Origin of the sequence: Microbacterium sp. NPDC090007 (genome assembly GCF_044748345.1) — a bacterium.
Classification (GTDB): Bacteria; Actinomycetota; Actinomycetes; order Actinomycetales; family Microbacteriaceae; genus Microbacterium.
Genome location: NZ_JBIVFV010000001.1, coordinates 822,868 through 840,294, shown reverse-complemented (window position 1 = coordinate 840,294; position 17,427 = coordinate 822,868). Strand labels below are relative to the sequence as shown.

At 72.0% G+C, this 17,427-nt stretch carries 13 protein-coding genes; 8 read left to right on the top strand and 5 right to left on the bottom strand.

The genetic code is table 11. From position 1 onward, the window contains the following. Positions 1–146 precede the first annotated feature (146 nt). From ACIPVB_RS03930 to ACIPVB_RS03910, 5 genes are all read right to left on the bottom strand, one after another. On the bottom strand, positions 147–2,249 hold the full coding sequence (locus ACIPVB_RS03930) for an acyl-CoA dehydrogenase (RefSeq protein WP_400367157.1): 2,103 nt from the start codon (positions 2,247–2,249) through the stop codon (positions 147–149). A gap of 504 nt (positions 2,250–2,753) precedes the next feature. Further along, entirely contained in the window at positions 2,754–4,733 is a 1,980-nt protein-coding gene (recQ, locus tag ACIPVB_RS03925; RefSeq protein ID WP_400368180.1) for a DNA helicase RecQ, read from the bottom strand. A gap of 145 nt (positions 4,734–4,878) precedes the next feature. Then, a complete protein-coding gene (eccCa, locus tag ACIPVB_RS03920; RefSeq protein ID WP_400367155.1) occupies positions 4,879–8,874 on the bottom strand; it encodes a type VII secretion protein EccCa in 3,996 nt (1,331 codons plus the stop codon). Beyond that, entirely contained in the window at positions 8,871–9,845 is a 975-nt protein-coding gene (locus ACIPVB_RS03915) for an FHA domain-containing protein (protein ID WP_400367153.1), read from the bottom strand. Before ACIPVB_RS03915 ends, eccCa begins: the two co-directional genes overlap by 4 nt. Beyond that, positions 9,842–11,206 carry a hypothetical protein gene (locus ACIPVB_RS03910; RefSeq protein WP_400367151.1) on the bottom strand — a complete coding sequence of 455 codons (1,365 nt, stop codon included), beginning with the start codon at positions 11,204–11,206 and terminating at the stop codon, positions 9,842–9,844. The genes ACIPVB_RS03915 and ACIPVB_RS03910 overlap by 4 nt, the downstream gene beginning before the upstream one ends. Before the next feature lie 291 nt (positions 11,207–11,497). Here ACIPVB_RS03910 and ACIPVB_RS03905 point away from each other — a divergent pair, with 291 nt between their 5' ends. From ACIPVB_RS03905 to eccD, 8 genes are all read left to right on the top strand, one after another. Beyond that, positions 11,498–11,809, top strand: a complete 312-nt coding sequence (locus tag ACIPVB_RS03905) for a WXG100 family type VII secretion target (RefSeq protein ID WP_055831852.1) — start codon at positions 11,498–11,500, stop codon at positions 11,807–11,809. Between the two features lie 29 nt (positions 11,810–11,838). After that, a complete protein-coding gene (locus ACIPVB_RS03900; protein WP_243393067.1) occupies positions 11,839–12,126 on the top strand; it encodes a WXG100 family type VII secretion target in 288 nt (95 codons plus the stop codon). 98 nt (positions 12,127–12,224) lie between these two features. Further along, positions 12,225–12,614, top strand: a complete 390-nt coding sequence (locus ACIPVB_RS03895; protein WP_400367149.1) for a hypothetical protein — start codon at positions 12,225–12,227, stop codon at positions 12,612–12,614. Continuing rightward, positions 12,611–13,921 carry a S8 family serine peptidase gene (locus tag ACIPVB_RS03890; RefSeq protein WP_400367147.1) on the top strand — a complete coding sequence of 437 codons (1,311 nt, stop codon included), beginning with the start codon at positions 12,611–12,613 and terminating at the stop codon, positions 13,919–13,921. Before ACIPVB_RS03895 ends, ACIPVB_RS03890 begins: the two co-directional genes overlap by 4 nt. After that, a complete protein-coding gene (locus ACIPVB_RS03885) occupies positions 13,918–15,354 on the top strand; it encodes a hypothetical protein (protein ID WP_400367145.1) in 1,437 nt (478 codons plus the stop codon). Before ACIPVB_RS03890 ends, ACIPVB_RS03885 begins: the two co-directional genes overlap by 4 nt. Positions 15,355–15,396: 42 nt before the next feature. Continuing rightward, complete coding sequence (locus ACIPVB_RS03880) at positions 15,397–15,717, top strand: WXG100 family type VII secretion target (protein ID WP_400367143.1); 321 nt, start codon at positions 15,397–15,399, stop codon at positions 15,715–15,717. Further along, the gene (locus ACIPVB_RS03875) at positions 15,714–16,001 is read left to right on the top strand and encodes a WXG100 family type VII secretion target (protein ID WP_400367141.1); all 288 of its coding nucleotides are present in this window, start codon (positions 15,714–15,716) and stop codon (positions 15,999–16,001) included. The genes ACIPVB_RS03880 and ACIPVB_RS03875 overlap by 4 nt, the downstream gene beginning before the upstream one ends. Positions 16,002–16,092: 91 nt before the next feature. After that, positions 16,093–17,427 (top strand): type VII secretion integral membrane protein EccD, encoded by a 1,335-nt coding sequence (gene eccD / locus ACIPVB_RS03870; RefSeq protein ID WP_400367139.1) that lies wholly within the window; start codon positions 16,093–16,095, stop codon positions 17,425–17,427.

The following is a 17,427-nucleotide window of genomic DNA, read 5'->3' as shown; positions in this document are numbered from 1 at the left end:
CCTCCAGGCTAGGTGCGGCCCCCGACATCACGACGGCTCGCGCGACGAGAACAGGCGAGTGACACCAGAACAGGCCGACCCTCGACGGATCGGCCTGTTCTGGTGGCATCCCCTGTCCTCGTCGCGGACGAGGGGGACGGATGCCGTTACTTCGCCGGCTTCTTCTCGGGCACCGGGGCGTTACCCGACGCCTTCAGCTCGGCGTAGTACGACGCGGCCTCGTTCTGCCGGTCATCCTCGACACCCGACGCGATCGAGGCGCGGATGTGCTCGGGGCCGTAGCCGAACGCGTCGACGAGGTCCTGGGCGTGCGGGCGCAGGCGGCGGCACAGGCGGTCGATGTAGCTGGACACCGCCGACCCGCGCTGCGTCGACAGGCGCCCGTTGATCAGGTACCAGGCCAGGTGCTTCTCGATCAGCTGCAGGCCGAACAGGTCGCGCAGCCACGTGAGGACCTTCAGGGTGTCCCGATCATCGATGCGGTTGATGGCGTCGGTGAACGCCTCCCACTGCAGCAGCTCGCCGTGGGCGCGGGCGGCCTCGATAAGCTCGGCCTGGTTCTCGTTGAACAGCGCCGCCGCATCTTCACGGGACAGCTTGGATGCCGGACGCAGCCGCCCCGCGATGTCGGCGATCATCTGCTGCACGCGACCGGCGAGCAGCTCGTGCTGCTGCTCGGCGCGCAGGCCGCGCTCGACCGAGCGGGCGGTGGAACCGAAGTCGGTGACAGCCTGACCGAGCTGGCGCATGCCCGCACCGTGGAACAGCTTGCCCGCGGTCTGCCCGACCGCGAACGCGGCGAGCTGCTTGGCATCCTTGCCCTTGAACTGTCGCGCGTAGTCGGCGAGCAGCCGCTTGCCGACGAGCTGCAGCAGGATGTTGTTGTCGCCCTCGAAGGTGACGTAGATGTCGAGGTCGGCGCGCAGGCCGACCAGGCGGTTCTCGAAGAGGAAGCCCTGGCCGCCGCATGCCTCGCGCGACTCCTGCAGGGTGTCCAGCGCGTGCCAGGTCGACAGGGGCTTGAGCGCCGCGGCGAGGGTCTCGAGGTCTTCGCGGTCGGCGTCGGTGTCGAGGCGACCACTGAAGACGCCGTCGAACTTCTGCAGGAACTCGTCGTGGGCGAAGATCTGGGCGTACGTGGTCGCCAGGCGCGGCAGCAGGCGGCGCTGGTGCTTGCCGTAGTCGAGCAGCGTGACCTCGGGGGTGCCGCTGCCGGAGTCGAACTGCCGACGCTGGTTGCCGTAGGTGATCGCGATGGTCAGACCGATCGCCGACGCCCATGCGGCCGCCCCGTCGAGCGAGACGCGACCCTGCACGAGGGTGCCCAGCATGGTGAAGAAGCGGCGACCCGGGCTGGCGATGTCGCTCGAGTAGGTGCCGTCGGCGGCGACGTCGCCGTAGCGGTTGAGCAGGTTCGTGCGGGGGACGCGCACCTGGTCGAAGTGCAAGCGGCCGTTGTCGATGCCGTTCAGCCCGCCCTTGAGACCGTCGTCCTCGCCCCCGATGCCGGGGAGGAAGTTGCCCTCGTCGTCGCGCAGCGGCACGTAGAAGCAGTGCACGCCGTGGTTGACGTTGTTCGTGATGAGCTGCGCGAAGACCGTGGCGGCCTTGCCGTGCACCGCGGCGTTGCCGAGGTAGTCCTTCCATGCCCCGCGGAAGGGGGTGTGGATGACGAACTCCTCGGTCGCGGGGTCGTACGTGGCGGTGGTGCCGATGGCCGACACGTCGGAGCCGTGACCGGTCTCGGTCATCGCGAACGCGCCCGGGATCTCGAGGCTCATGATGCCGGGGAGCCACTTGTCGTGGTGCTCGCGCGTCCCCAGCTGCAGCACGGCCGAGCCGAACAGGCCCCACTGCACGCCCGACTTGATCTGCAGGCTCGGGTCGGCTGCGACGAGCTCCTCGAAGCCGGCGATGTTGGCCCCGTTGTTCTCTTCGCCGCCGAAACGCTGGGGGAATGCGCGGTGGACGGCCTTGTTCTGCACGAGCAGGTGCAGCTGGCTGAGGGTGCGCTCACGGTGCGCGTCCATGCCGAGGCTGTCGTCGCGCCACAGCGCAGGGTCCTTGATCATCTCGCGCGCCTCGCGGCGGACGTGACCCCAGGTGCCGAGCAGCAGGTCGGTGACGCGCTCGGTGTCGATGCGGGCCTCGGAGGCCTCGGCGGCGGTGTGCGCCGCGGTGGGCGCACCCCCGACGGGAGTACGCGTGCTCGTGGCGGGCGTGGTGGGACGGACGGCGGCGTCGGTCATTCTCGGCACCTTTCGACGTTGTAAAGGACGCTGACCACGGTAGGTCTTCCACAACGACCACTCAAACCTCCTGTGCGATGTTCACAACGACGCCGGGTTCGACGCCGCGGACTCGTTGTGGGTGGTCAACATTCCCGTGCGCGCGCTGAGCGCCGCGCGGTCGCGCGGCCGTGCGTCGCGCTCCGGCGCCCCCGCGGGCCGCGAGACTGCACGCGGCTGACATCTCGGCGACATCCTGCAACCGAGTTGTCAGCCAGCTGCAGTCTCAGCGGGCCGCGCACGTCTGAGAGCGGCCCGGCCGGCGCACAGCGGCCCGGCCGGCGGCGGTCGGTCCGGCCGGCGGCGGCCGGTCCGGCCGGCGCGAAGCGAGCGCGCGAAACGGACGCCGGGCGCGGCGGCGTTGCGCGAACCCACGTGCCGATTCCGCGACCTGCGCCGAGCCCCAGCGGGGCCGGGGCCGGAGCCGAGCCGCGCCGCGCCGCGCCGCGCCGAGTGCACCCTCCGTCAGTTCGCCGCGACCACCGTCAGGATGCCGTCGCCGTAGGCCTCGCGCTTCTTGGCGCCGATGCCGGTGATGCCGTCGAGATCGCCGACGGATGCCGGACGTGCCGCCGCGATCGCGCGGAGCGTCGCGTCGCCGAACACGATGTACGCGGGCACGCCCTGTTCGCGCGCCTTCTCGGCACGCCAGGCGCGGAGCGCTTCGAACAGGTCGCGGTCGCCGGCCGCCACGTCGTCGGCGCTCGATTTGCGCTGTCGGCTCGAACCGCCGCCGCCGCCGGTGCGGCCGAGCGCGTCGCGCCGCAGCGGCACGGGCGTCTCGCCGCGCAGGACACCGCCGGAGGCCTCGCTCAGCGCGAGGGTGCCGTAGTCTCCCTGCGCGACGATGATCCCGCGGGCGAGCAGCTGGCGGATGACGCTGCGCCAGTCCTGATCGGACAGATCGGCGCCCAGGCCGTAGGTGCTGAGGCGGTCGTGCCCCTGCTGGGCGATCCGCTCGGTCTTCGCGCCGCGCAGGATGTCGATGAGGTGCCCGGCGCCGAACGCCTGTCCGCGCTCGCGCTGCAGGCGCACGATCGTCGACAGCAGCTTCTGCGCCGCGATCAGGCCGTCCCACGTGTCGGGCGGCGTGAGGCACGTGTCGCAGTTGCCGCACGGCTCGGAGCGCTGGCCGAAGTAATCGAGCAGGTTCTGCCGGCGGCATCCGACCGTTTCGCACAGCGCGAGCATGGCGTCGAGGTGCTGACCGAGACGCAGCTTGTAGGAGCGATCGCCCGGCGACTGGTCGATCATGCGCCGCTGCTGCACGACATCGCCGAGGCCGTAGGCCATCCAGACCACCGAGGGGTCGCCGTCGCGACCCGCTCGCCCGGTCTCTTGGTAGTAGCCCTCGACCGACTTGGGCAGATCGATATGGGCGACGAAGCGCACGTCAGGCTTGTCGATGCCCATACCGAACGCGATCGTCGCCACCATGATCACGCCGTCGTCGCGGAGGAAGCGCGACTGGTGCGCCGCCCGCACCGAGGCGTCGAGACCGGCGTGGTACGGCAGGGCGTCGAGCCCCTGCGACGCCAGGTACGCGGCGGTCTGCTCGACCGTCTTGCGGCTGAGGGCGTAGACGATTCCGGCGGAGCCCTCGGGCTGCGAGCGGATGAACTGCACGAGCTGACGACGCGGGTCGACCTTGGCGTCGATGCGGTACTGGATGTTGGGCCGGTCGAAGCTGGCGACGAAGCCGCGGGCGTCGCGCAGGCGCAGGCGTTCGACGATCTCGCGGGCGGTCTCGGGCGTGGCCGTGGCGGTGAGCGCCATGCGCGGCACCCCGGGGAAGCGGTCGGCCAGGTCGCCGAGGGCGAGGTAGTCGGGGCGGAAGTCGTGGCCCCACTGCGACACGCAGTGGGCCTCGTCGATCGCGATGACGCTGAGCCGCCCCCGCGACAGCAGACCGAGGGTCTGCGCGCCGTTGAGCCGCTCGGGGGCGACGTACAGCAGGTCGAGCTCGCCGGCGAGGTAGGCCTGCTCGACGGCCTGCCGCTCGGCGGGCGCCTGGGTGGAGTTGAGGTAGCCGGCGCGCACGCCGTTGGCGATGAGCGCCTCGACCTGATCGTGCATGAGCGCGATGAGGGGGCTGACGACGAGGCCGGTACCCGGGCGCACGAGCGCCGGCACCTGGTAGGTGACGCTCTTGCCGCCACCGGTGGGCATGAGCACCACGGCGTCGCCGCCGTCGACGACGTGCTGCACGATGTCGGCCTGATCGCCGCGGAAGGCGTCGTAGCCGTAGACCTCGTGCAGCACCGCCCGCGGGTCGTGTCCGGTGAAGTCGCGCACGGCGGGCAGCTCGCGCGCCGTCCCGGTGGCAGCCGCCGCCCGCGCGAAGGCGGAGGCGGGGTCGACCGGGGGCGGCGGCGCGTCGAACTCCTCGGGCGGCGCGAACAGGTCGGGGTCCCAATCGGCGCCCGCATAGGGGTCGTCGGGGATGTCGTACGACTCGGGCGGTGCGTCGGCGTACGACTCGGAGGCGGCGCCGGGATGAGTCACCCCTCCACGGTAACCCGGGCCGCCGACACCGTTACCGCCCCGGTGCGCGGCGAGGACGACCGGGGCAGTGGGGAGGAGGGGCGACTCAGTGCGTGGACGGCGAGAACGACAGCTGCGACGCCACCAGACCGTGTTCGCGGCTGACGATCTGCGCGCGCCCGGGCGCCGCCCGCTCCGGCTTGACCCGGCCGATGAGAGCCCCCTCTTCGGGATTTCCGCCGAGGAGGATGCCGGTGACGCCCAGGTCGGTGAAGCGCTGGATGATCGGGTCGTACGCCGCACGGCTCGCCCCTCCGGATCGCCGGGTCAGGATGACGTGCAGACCGAGGTCGCCCGCCTGCGCGAGCAGGGGCTGCAGGACGGCGAGCGGGTTGCCCTGGCTCGTGGCGACGAGGTCGTAGTCGTCGACGAGGATGAACCCTTCGGCCCCCTTCCACCAGCTGCGCTCGCGCAGCTGCGCGGGCGTCACATCGGGACCGGGGATGCGCGTCGAGAAGTACTGGGCGAGGTCGTTCATGCCGCCCGTGGCCAGGTCGTGCGAGGTGAGGTACGCACCGAGGTAGTCGTCGGGGATCTCGCCCAGCAGCGCGCGACGGTAGTCGACCACGAAGATCTTCGCCTCGGCGGGGGTGTAGTGGCGCTGTATCTCTTTCGCCACCGCGCGCAGGAGCGAGGATTTGCCCGTTCCCGAGTCGCCGTACACGAACAGGTGCGGTTCGACCCGCGGGTCGACGCCGAAGGGCGACAACTGCGCCTCTTCGATTCCGAGCAGCATGCGGGGGTCGCCGGGCTCGGCCAGGGACCGCACCTCGTCGAGCGAGATGAGCTCGGGCAGCAGACGGAGCTTGGGACCGGGCTCGCCGTGCCACGCGGTCGAGACGCGGTCGATCATGTCGCTCACGCCGTCGGCGATCGTCGCCGGGTCGTCGGAGCCGTCGATGCGCGGAACGGACGTGAGCATCTGCAACGAGGTCGCGCTGAGGCCGCGTCCGGGCTGACCGACGGGGACGTTCGCGGCCTGCTTGCGATCGACGTCGGAGTCGGTCGGGTCGCCCAGGCGGAGTTCGAGTCGCGTCTGGATGAGGTCCTTCAGGTTGGCGCGGATCTCGAGCCAGCGGTTCGCCGTGACCACGACGTGCACCCCGAAGCTGAGACCGCGCGCGGCGATCGTCTGCACGCGGGCTTCGAGCGCCTCGAACTCGCTGCGCAGGGTCGACCAGCCGTCGACGATGAGGAACACGTCGCCGAAACCGTCGTCCAGGCGCCCCTCGCGGCGCCGCGAGCGGTAGGTGTCCATCGAGTCGACGGCGTTGCGGCGGAAGTACTGCTCGCGGGCGTCGAGCACGGCCTCGACCTCGGCGACCGCGCGGCGCACGGCCTCGGGCTCGGTGCGCGTGGCCACGCCCGACACGTGCGGGTGGCGCTGCATCGCGGTGAACCCGCCGCCGCCGAAGTCGAGCACGAAGAACTGCAGCTCCCGCGGGGTGCCGGTCAGCGCGAGCGCCGACACGAGTGTGCGCGCGAGTGTCGACTTGCCGCTGAGCGGGGAGCCGACGATCGCGACGTGACCCGCCGCCCCGCCGAGCGAGACGGTGAGGTGGTCGCGGCGCTGCTCGAGCGGGATGTCGACGACGCCGATCGGCACGGTGAGGGCACCGGCATCCCTCCATCTGCGCGACACCAGCCCGAGCGCCGGATCCTCGGCGAGGTCGGGCATGAGCTGGTCCAGCGGCGTGGGCTCCGCGAGCGGCGGAAGCCACACCTGGTGCGCCTCGGGGCCCCGATCCTTCATCCGGTCGACGGCGATCTGGAACGTGGAGCGCTTCTCGGCGACCGGGGTCGAGGGCGCCGCGGACGCGGCATCCGTCCGCTCCTCCTCGTCGTCGGGCTGGGCCGCGGCGGTGAAGACCTCGACGCGGGCGGGACCCGAGATCGGCGCGCCCAGGCTGTCGACGCTCGTGCCGGCGAGGCCGCGCGGGCGACCCGAGACGTAGGCCGCGCGGAACTGGACGAGGTTCTCGGTGTCGCTCTTGAGGAAGCCGACGCCCGGCTCCTGCGGCAGCGTGTACGCGTCCGCCGTGCCGATGATCGTGCGGGACTCGGATGCCGAGAACGTGCGCAGACCGATCCGGTACGACAGGTAGGTGTCGAGGCCGCGCAGCTTTCCCTCTTCGAGACGCTGCGAGGCGAGCAGCAGGTGCACGTGCAGCGAGCGGCCGACGCGGCCGATGTTGAGGAAGCTGTCGACGAACTCGGGCTTGGCGGACAGCAGCTCGGAGAACTCGTCGACCACGACGAGCAGCGCCGGAAGCGGAGCCAGATCGGTCCGGCCCCCGCGGCGGGCGGCCTCGTACTCTCCGACGTTGGCGAAGTTGCCCGCGGCGCGCAGCAGCTCCTGGCGGCGCACGACCTCGCCCTGCAGCGCGTCCTGGAAGCGGTCGACGAGCGCGAGCTCGCTGCCGAGGTTGGTGATGACGGCCGAGACGTGCGGCATCTCGGCCATCCCGGCGAAGGTCGCACCGCCCTTGAAGTCGACGAGGACGAAGTTGAGCTGCTCGGGCGAGTGCGTCATCGCGAGAGCCAGCACGAGCGTGCGCAGCACCTCGGACTTACCCGATCCGGTCGCCCCGATCATCACGCCGTGGGGCCCCATGCCCTGGGAGGCCGACTCCTTCAGGTCGAGCACGAGCGGCGCACCCGAGGGCTGCTGGCCGATGGGCACGCGCAGGCGGTCGCGTTCGAGGCGCGGCGTCCACGCCTGATCGAAGTCGACGGCGCGGACGTCGGCAAGACCGAGCAGCTCGGTCAGCTCCGCCTGCCCCTGCGTGGTGGGCGCGTCCACGACGACCATGGGCGCCGGGCGCAGCGGCATGAGCCGACGCGCGGTCGCCTCGGCCTCGGCGATGCTCATGGCATCCGGGACGAAGGTCTGCGCGCGACCCGCGCCGTCGATGAACTCGGCGAGCGCGGGGGCGGGAGCGTTCCGGCGTCCCTGCGGCGACGGCGCCGGAGCGTCGGCCAGGGCCACGCGGGCCACGACCGGGTCGTCGAGCTCGTCCCACCGCGTCGGCAGGTCGATGACGGTGACCCCCTGCGCACCCTCGAGTCCGGCCAGGGCGCCGCCGGTGGTGGCATCCACTCCGTCCACCACGAGGATCACGTGCGGGGTGACGGCCGCTCCGGGGCTGAAACGGGGACGCGACGACAGCTGCGGCGGCAGCATGTCGACCAGCTCGTCGATGGATGCCGCGATCATTCGCGCGGGCCCGAGTCGGTCCTGCACGCGCGAGGACATCGCGTGCGGCAGCCACTTGACCCAGTCCCAGGCGGGCGTGTGCGCAGCCCCCGCGAGCACCGCGATGACGACGTCCTCGGGGTCGTGCAGGGTCGCCGCCGACGCCACGAGGGAGCGCGCCAGGCTGCGTACGCCCTCGTCGTCGGATCCGACGAGCTCGATCCGCGCGTAATCGGCGAGGGGGAATCCGAGTGGCAGGTCGCGCTGGATCTCGTGCGTGAGCATGAAGCGGTGCGCGGCCGAGGCCGCGACGGGGTCGAGCTGGGCGAGCGGCGGCAGCTCCGGCGCCTCGAGGGTGAGACTCAGCGGCTGGTCGGCCACGCCGACGCGGGCGAGGAGGAACGTCGGGTCGCCCGGCTGCCGCTCCCACACGCGCGAGCGTTCCTCGGCGATGAACGGCAGGGCGGCGGGCGCGGGCATGATCCATCCGCCGTGGCGACGCTGCTTGCGCGCGGCGACGCGCACCGTGTCGCGCAGGTCGGAGAGGTAGGCGAGGTACTCGCGGCGGTTGCCGAGCACCTGCGCGTTGCGCTGCGCGCGCTGACGCCAGCCGTTGACCGCGACGAAACCGAGCGACGAGAGCAGGAACATGCCGCCGATGAGAAAGCCCGTCGGCCCACTGTTCGAGATGGTCACCATGACGATCGCGCCCACGCTCCCCAGCATCGGCAGGAGCGAGGTCAGGATGCCGCTGCCGCCCTCGTTCGGGACGAGCTCGGGCGGGGGCTGGACGACGATGCGCCCGTCGGGAAGAGACGGCGGGGCGATGCGCGGACCCGTGCTCACACCGGACCTCCGATCAGACGGCTGAGGGTGAAGATGCGTTCGCCCAGGCGCACACGCGTACCGTCCTCGAGAAGGGTGCGCGACCCCGGCCGCAGCACGTGGACCGCGCCGTCGTCGTCGATCAGCTCCGACCCGTTGGTCGAGCCGGCGTCGATGACCCACGCGGTGTCGCCGTCGTGTTCGAGCCGCAGGTGGGTCTTGGAGATCAGGCGGTCGGGATCGTCGACCGCGACCAGGACGTCGTCGGGTCGATCGGCGACGGGCGCACGGCCGAACAGGACGGCGGCGGGCAGGGCGAACTGCGCGCGCTGGCCGGTGTCGAAGACGACCAGCAGTTGGGCGCCCCCGACCGACGCGACCGCCGAGGTGGCGACGGGACGCTCCCCGGCCACCGTCCGGGGCTCGAGGGCGACGAGCGGCTCACCCCACGCTCGAGCGTCGGGAAGCGCGGCGGCGGAGGCGTCCACGCGCAGCGGCTCGCGCGGTGTCGCGGAACGCGCGTGCACGGTGGGCTCGGCGAGGGCGCGGGGGGTGTCGGCATCCATCCCGCCCTTTTTGCGGGGCACCGAGAGGAGAACCGTCCCGGCGGCGCGGTCGGCCCACGAGCGGCGTCGGCCGGAGCGGTCGAACGCCGCCGAGGCCACCACCACCCACGCACCCGCCACGAGAATCAGGCCGCCGAGCACGACCAGACCGCCGCGCACGAAGGCCCGTCCGGCCCCGGGCACCAAGGGGGCCTCGACGCGCGACGCGCGCAGTCCGAACAGCAGGGCTCCCGGAGTCGCTCCGCGCCGGGCCTGCAGGATCCACAGCCCCAGCAGCGCCTCTGCGACGACCGCGGCACCGAGGGCCGGAGAACCCAGAACGGATGCCACGCCCGCAGCGATCACCACGAGCGCCGCATCGACGCTGAAGGCTCCCACGCGCACCGCCACGGTCGCGGGCGCGCCGAACGGCGGCGTCTGCGTCATGTCGCCATCATCGCACGCACGATCTCGATCGCCCCGGCGGCGAGCATGCCCGCCGGAAGCGACAGAGCCGTCGCGAGCGCCTCGAACACATCGCCCGTGCGCGACCAGCCGAGGGAACGCAGACCCCTGCCCACCGGCACGACCAGCAGCGCCGCGCCCAATCCCCCCATCATGAGCAGCCCCGCGACGAGCACGAGCAGCTCGGGCGTGAACACCGGCAGCAGAGCGGTCACCGCGGCGGCCACCACCGCGACCGCCCCGGCGCGGGCGACCCACCGCAGGAACGGGACGGTGCTGCGCCGCGAACTCAGCAGCAGAGAGAGGACGACGGCGGATGCCAGCGCGATCCGCCCGCCGAGGACGACGGGACCGTCGCCCGCGAACGTCGGAATGGCGACGAACGCGCTCGCGGCGCCCGCGGCCACGAGCAGGACCGTCCCGACGGTGAGGCGGGCGGTCGAGCGCGCGACGAGTGCATCGGCGTCGTCGGCCTCGATCGTGCGCACCTCGTCGGGAAGGGCCTGACGCACCGTCCATCGCGTGCTCTGGAACCGGTCGTAGTCGATGAACGTGCCCGGGGCGACATCGACCAGGCTCGACTGCAGCACGCGCTGCGCCACGGGGACCAGGCCGAGCGTCACCGCGGCGGGGGCCGCCGGGTCGAGATGCAGCAGCAGCGCCGCCCCCCAGATCGCCGCGAGCCCCGCGGCCACGAGCGTCGCCGTGCGACTCTGCGCGCGCAGCGCGTCGGTGAAGCCGACGACGCCGAGGACACCCGCGACGACGGCCGCCGCCAGCAACCCCGTGAAGACGGCCACGAGCGTCGCGGAAGCGGGCAGATCGGGCACGACGGTCATCCCGCCGCCGAAGGCGAGAGCGACCACGCCGACGACGGGAGCGAGAGTCGCCGTGCGCGGGCGAGCGCGCAGCCCGACCGCGAGCGCGGCGAGGAGGGCCGCGACGAGCGCGACGGCGCCGACGATTATGCGGATCTGCATCGGCAGCGAGTCGCCGCCGATGGTGCGGATCAGGGCCAGGATGCCACCCCCCACCGCGAGGACCGCCCACGCCGCCGAACCGCGCGCCGTCGCGCGCCCCGCCCTTGCGGACCCCTCCTCCCCAGGAGGGACGACGGAGGGATCGACGATCACGAGGACGACGCCGTCCTCGAGCGCCGCCATCGTCGTGGGACGCGGAACCTCGCGCCCCGCGATACCGACCACCCGAGCACCGGGCTGCGCGACCACACCGGCGGCGCGCAGGACGTCGTCGACGCGAGCGTGCAGGGGAACCACCAGGTCGAGACGGGATTCGCCGTCGATCAAGGCGACGCGCCGCCCCTGCGTGACCTCCGCGCTCACCGCTCCCCCTCGCCTGTGCTGCGCACCGCCTCCCGGGCGGCAACCGCACCAGCGTAGTCGCCGCCCGCGCGGCGCTGCGCCCTTTCCCGACCCCACCGGGGATAAAGATGAGAACTTTGTCATCTTCGAATATCCACAGGAGGTTGTCGTTCTTCTTCGGATTTACGTAACGTCGATGCCCGGTGGGGGCTCCGATTTCCTCCATCGACGCCGCCCGGGATCTGCGATCCGTGGGCGGCCGACCGAACCCCAACGCCCGGGCGTGCCCGGAGGAACATCGAGGAGACAGACGTGGCAGATCTCATCGCAGCCCAGGAGGGTGCGCTTCGTCGCGGAGCCGAGGCGGTCAACACCGCCAAGTCGGGCATCGACGAGCAGGTTCGAAAGGTCCGCACCGAGCTCGACCAGGTGGCCGGCTTCTGGACCGGCGCCGCCGCCGGCTCGTACACCCAGCTCATGCAGCGCTGGAACGAAGAGACCACCAAGCTCAACAACGTGCTCGTCACGCTCGAGGACGCCCTCCGCGGCACCGAGCGCGACCAGGCGGCCTCCGAGGAGTCGCACCAGCAGACCATCGGCAACCTGGGCTCGCTGCTCGGCTGACCCCGCTCGACTCGAAAGAAGGAACCCCCATGCAGTCCATGTCCGTTCGTCCCGAGCAGGTCATCGCCCTCTCCGGTCAGATCCGCAACGGTGCCTCCGGCATCCGCACCCGTCTCGATGAGCTCGAGTCCCAGGTCGGCGCTCTGCGCGCCTCGTGGGACGGCGAGGCGCAGGTCGCCTACGACCAGGCTCAGGCCCAGTGGACCCAGTCCATCACCCGCCTGAACGAGCTCCTCCAGCAGATCGCCGGCAAGACCGACGAGATCGCCCAGGGCTACACCTCGACCGACAAGTCCGCCGCCGGCCGCTTCGTCTGAGTCCCCCCGAACCGGCGGCCGCTTACGCGGTCGCCGGTTCGTGCGGTCCGCCCGGGCCGTCCCTCTCTGCGCCCCCTGCTTCGAGAAACGAGTAGTCCATGAGTGGTCCGATCGGCTACGACAGCGACCAGGTCCAGCACAACGTCGTGCTGCTCACCGAAGTCCCCGAAGAGATCCCACCGAGCGCGATCATCAGCGAGGTCGAGGGCAACAGGGCCGAAGACACCTCGGCCGAGTTCACCCGGCACCTCGAGCAGCGCGCCGACCAGCTGGCCTCCGAGGTCGAGAAGGTCCGAGCCTGGGTGGCCGACCACGCCCGCGCACTGTCCGACGCGGTCGCCGCTCTGCGGGAGCGGGATGCGATGGGGGCTGAGGAGGCACAACAAGCTCTGTCGATGATCGACTCCGCGACGGACTCCACCCCGACCGGGGCAGGGGGCGAGTCGACGTCGTCGACGCAGTCGTTCATCTCGGGGCTGCCGCGATGAGGGGCTACCAGCGCCTCCGCGCGACGTTCGGCGTGGCAGTGCTCGCGGTCGTCATCGGCGCCTCCACGCCTCTTCCGGCGACCGCCGCCGTCGATTCGGACGCGCCCGATTCGGGCGCCGCTCACAGCGATGCGCAGTGGTGGGCCGACGCGTACGGTGTCGACGCCGCCCACGCTGCCGGCCTGACCGGCGCCGGCGTCAAAGTGGCGGTGATCGAGAAGCAGATCAACCCCGACCTCCCGGTCTTCGAGGGCACCAATCTCACGATCTCCGACAAGTCCGTGTGTGCGGCGCGAGAGGCCACCGTCACCTCGGAAATAACCCCGGGATCCAACCACGGCACGACCATGACCGCCATGATCATCGGCAACGGAGCGGGCGGCGGCGGAGTCCGGGGGATGGCTCCCGACGCCGACGTCACGTTCTACGGCCTCGGGCCCGCCGGTGAGTGCGAGCAGAACGACAGGGGCGGCCTCAGCGAGTTCGGGTTCCTCGTCAAGAATGCCGTCGACGACGGCGCGCGGGTGATCATGACTGCCGTCGGGATCACGGCGGCAGACGTCGACGCGCCCGCGGTGGCATACGCCCTCTCCCGCGGCGTCGCCATCGTGGCGGCCCTCCAGAATCCCACGACCGGTGGCGACCCCAAGACCGACATCACCGGGATGAACGGTGTCATCGCCGTGTCGGCGATCGACACGAAAGGCGAGCTGCAGAAAACGGAAGACGGCAATCCCTACGTCGTCCCCGAGACGACGGTCGTCGCCGCGGGGTGCTGCCTCCCGACCGTCGGGTCCTACGACGGAGGCTGGTCCGGATCAACGCTGCGCCAGGGATCGTCCTACGCCTCGCCGACGGTCGCCGGCATGCTGACGCTTGCGGTTCAGAAGTACCCGCAAGCGACGGGCAACCAACTCGTCCACGCCCTGCTGGCGAGCACGAACGGCGGTATCCACGACCCCGTCCGCGCCGAGGACGGATACGGCTACGGGGCTGCATGGCTTCCCACTCTGCTTCAGACGGATCCCTCGATCTATCCGGACGAGACACCCCTTATGCAGGGACCGGTCGGCACACCCACCGCGGAGCAGATCGCCTCCGCCCGCGCGAACGGATTCACCCCGCTGGACACCACGCGAAAGAGCACCTTCGACGCCGACGCGGCCCGGGGGACGACGTTCGACATGGGCGCGCTCGTGCCGTGGGTGATTTCGGGGGTCATCACGCTTCTGGTCATCGCCGCGGCGATCACCACCGTCATCGTGATCACGCAACGACGCAAGACACGCGAAAGGAACGCACCGTGACGGGTCCCAACGAAGAGCGTCTCATCCGTTTCGCCGACACCGGTTCCGCGTGGGACATGCCCGGGCGAATACCGCTGCTGGAGGGGCTCACCTCCCTGCAGGGCGTGCTGAAGAAGATCGCGGAAGAGCCCGGTGTCCTGGGGCGGAGCGGGGAAGCGGCGAGCACGACCTTCGCCGCCGCCGCCACCGATGTCCAGAAGCAGATCAACTGGATCCAGGTGGCGGCACCGATCCGGATCTCGCAGGCGAACAGCATCCGGGAACGTGCGCGCGAGTCCCTCGCCCAGCTCCCGGCGGGCAGCATGTCGGGCGGACAGGAAGCAGCTGTCCGGGCGGCGGCCATCGGATCCACCCTCGTTCTGGGACCGGTCGCCTTCCTCGCCGGCGAAGGGGCTTCCGTGGCCATCAACGGGTACCTCGCGAACCAACGCGAGCAGGCGGCGGCGGAGGCCATGACCCGGCACGCCGCCGAGATTGATGCGCTCTCGCTCGATGCGCCGCCTGTCTTCCTCCCCGACCAGTTCGGGTCCGCCGCGCCATCGTCGTCGCCCTCCGCGGGGGGCGACGACGATGGCGGCGGCCGCTCCGGTGCGCCCACGTTCCAGCCTGCCCCGGCCGGCGGGAGGCCTTCGCCGCTCTCCACCGGCGGCGGCGGCGATGCCGAACTCGATCACTACGGTCCCTTCTCCACCGACGATCCGCAGGTGGACCTCGGCACGAAACCCCCGATCGACCTGGGCAGCGTCCCGCCCGAGCTCACCCCCGACGGACCGCTCACCGGTACCCCGACGCTGCCCGGCGTCATCCCCTCCGCCCCCGGGGGTGCGCACCTCGGTCCAGGGTCCGGCGGCCTCGGCGGCGGCGGGCTGGGCGCCGGCCTGGGCTCGGGACTGAGCGCGGGGCTGATCGCCGGCGGCGGCGGTGCGGCCGCGCTGAGCAGCCTCGCCCGCGGCGCCGGGGCCCCCGGCGGCAGCCTCTTCGGCGGCGGCACGTCGTCGACGGCCGCGTCGAGCCGCGGCGGCGGACTGCTCGGCAAGACCTCGCCGGGAGCCTCCGGACTCGGCACGCGCGGCGTCGGCGGTCTCGCCGGCGGCGCGGCCGGCGGCGGGACTCCCGGCTCCTCCGCGGCGCGCGGCGCGGGCGTGCGCGCGGGAACCACCGGAGCGACGGGCGGGAGCGGCGCCGCCGGAGGCGGCGTGCGCGGAGCCTCGGGCGGTACGGGGACGGGCGGTTCACGGGCGGCCGGCGGAGCCGGCACGCGGGGCATCGGAGGAATGGGAGGCATCGGTGGGATAGGCGGCACCGGGTCACGCTCCGAACGACGCGAAGAGATCGCCCGCGGTCTGGGCGGCCCCATCGCCCCGCGCATGGAAGACGACGAAGAGATCGGGCCCCGTTCCGAGAACGCGCAGGCCGGCGGACGCGACGAATGACGTCGCCCACCGCATCGACCACCATCCACAGAAGAGGACTCCATGTCTGATCGCATCCTGGTCGGTGAAGGCGCGCTCGCCCGCGGCGCCGAGGCCGTGACGGGCGCGCACGCCGATATCGCCGACAGCACCCGGCGTGTGCTCGACGAACTCGACGAGCTCCACGGCACCTGGTCGGGCGACGCCGCGACCGCCTACGGCGTGCTCGTGAACGAATGGACGGCGGGAGCGAACCGCCTCAACGATGTCCTGATCACCCTCAGCTCGTCGCTGCGGGCCACCGCTCGCGACCAGGAAGCCGTCGAAGAAGCCCACGGGACCACCATCCACGGTCTGGGCGCGATGCTCGGAGGCACCTCATGAGCGACCTGCGTGTCACCCCCGAATCGCTGCACGCCACCGCTGCGCGACTGCGCGCGGAAAGCGCCCGCATCGACGCGGCCCTCGGTGGACTCGACGCCGAGGTCACCCGTCTTCGTGGGCAATGGGAGGGATCGGCTCAGGGTGCGTACGACGCCGCCCAGCGCCAGTGGTCGCTCACCCTCGAGCAGATGCGCGACGCCCTACACCGCATCGCGAACGCCACCGACTCGATGGCCGACGATTACGTCACCGCCGACCGCGCCTCCGCGGCTCGATTCCGCTGACCGTCCACGCCCCGCGGACGGGCGCACGCGGCGACGATAGGATTTCGAGGTTCGACCGCAGGGGCTTCGGTCCGAGAAGAGGGGGCCGCGCATGGCTGACGTCATGAACACCACGCGCGCGCTGCTGCGCCTGTCGGTGCAGAGCGAGGGACGCCGCCTCGACATCGCGATCCCCACGCAAGTACCCCTCATCGAATTCCTCCCCGGATTCGCCCGCTCCCTCGGCGTCCTGGACGCCTCGATGACCTCCGCCGGTTACGCGCTGCACCGGGCCGACGGCACGACCGTCGACCCCTCCCGCGGCGCCTCCGCCCAGGGCATCGTCGACGGCGAGGTGCTCACGCTCGTGCGCGGCGGACTGGTCGCGCAGCCCCGGGTGTACGACGACATCGTCGAAGCGGTCATCGACGCGACCGCACAGCAGAACCGCCCGTGGACGACCCGCGACAACGCCCGCACCGCCTTGGCCGTCAGTCTCGCACTGCTCGGGGTCTGCGCGGTCCTCCTGCTCGCGGCCGGTCGCGCCCTCCCCTTCGGCGCGCTCGTCGCCGGGGGCGGCGCCGTCGTGCTGCTCGTCGTCTCGGCCGTCGTCGCCCGCCTGGGCCAGCGCGAAGCCGGCCAGGGCCTGGGGATCGCGGCATCCGTTTTCGCCGGAGTCGCGGGCTACCTCGCCGTCCCCGTCACCCTGCCGATGTGGGGGTGGCCGATGGCCGCCGCCGGAGGCGCCGCCTTCGTGACCGCGGGTGTCGCGCTCGCGTTGTCGCGCGACCGCGCGGAGCTGCAGCTCGCTCCCCTCGTCGCCGGCGGCGCGGTCGGCGTCGCGGGCACCCTCGCCGCCTTCTTCGACCCCGCCGCGGTGTGGACGCTCATGGTCGGGGTCGTCGCCACGCTCGGCGGGGCACTGCCGTGGCTCGCGATCAGCACCACGCGACTTCGCGTGGTGTCGCCGCAGAGCGACGCCGAGATGTTCGCCGACCCCGAACCCATCGACGCCGACGACATCGCCGCCCGCGTCGCGCAGGGAAAGCGCATCCTCATCGCCCTGCGTCTGGCCCTCGCCGCCGCGGTTCTCCTCGCCACCCCGCTGGTCGCCACGCAGAACGCCACCGGCGCGATCGTGTGCGCGCTCTCCTTCGCCGGCATGATGTTCCCCTCGCGCCAGACATTCGCGCGCTCGGGGGTCCTGACGGTGATGGCCACCGGCATCCTGGGTCTCGTCGTCGCGGGCGTGGCAGCCTCGCTCGCTCAACCCGGACTGCGCGTGGGCATCCTGGTCGTGCTCGCGGTGGCCACCGTCAGCGTCGTGACGGTCACCCTGCTCGCCCCCAAGACCCGCCTGCGCCTGACCCGACTCGCCGACACGGCCGAGCTCATCGTGCTGGCGTCGCTGCTCCCGCTGGCCGTGATCTCGTCCGGGCTGGCCTGA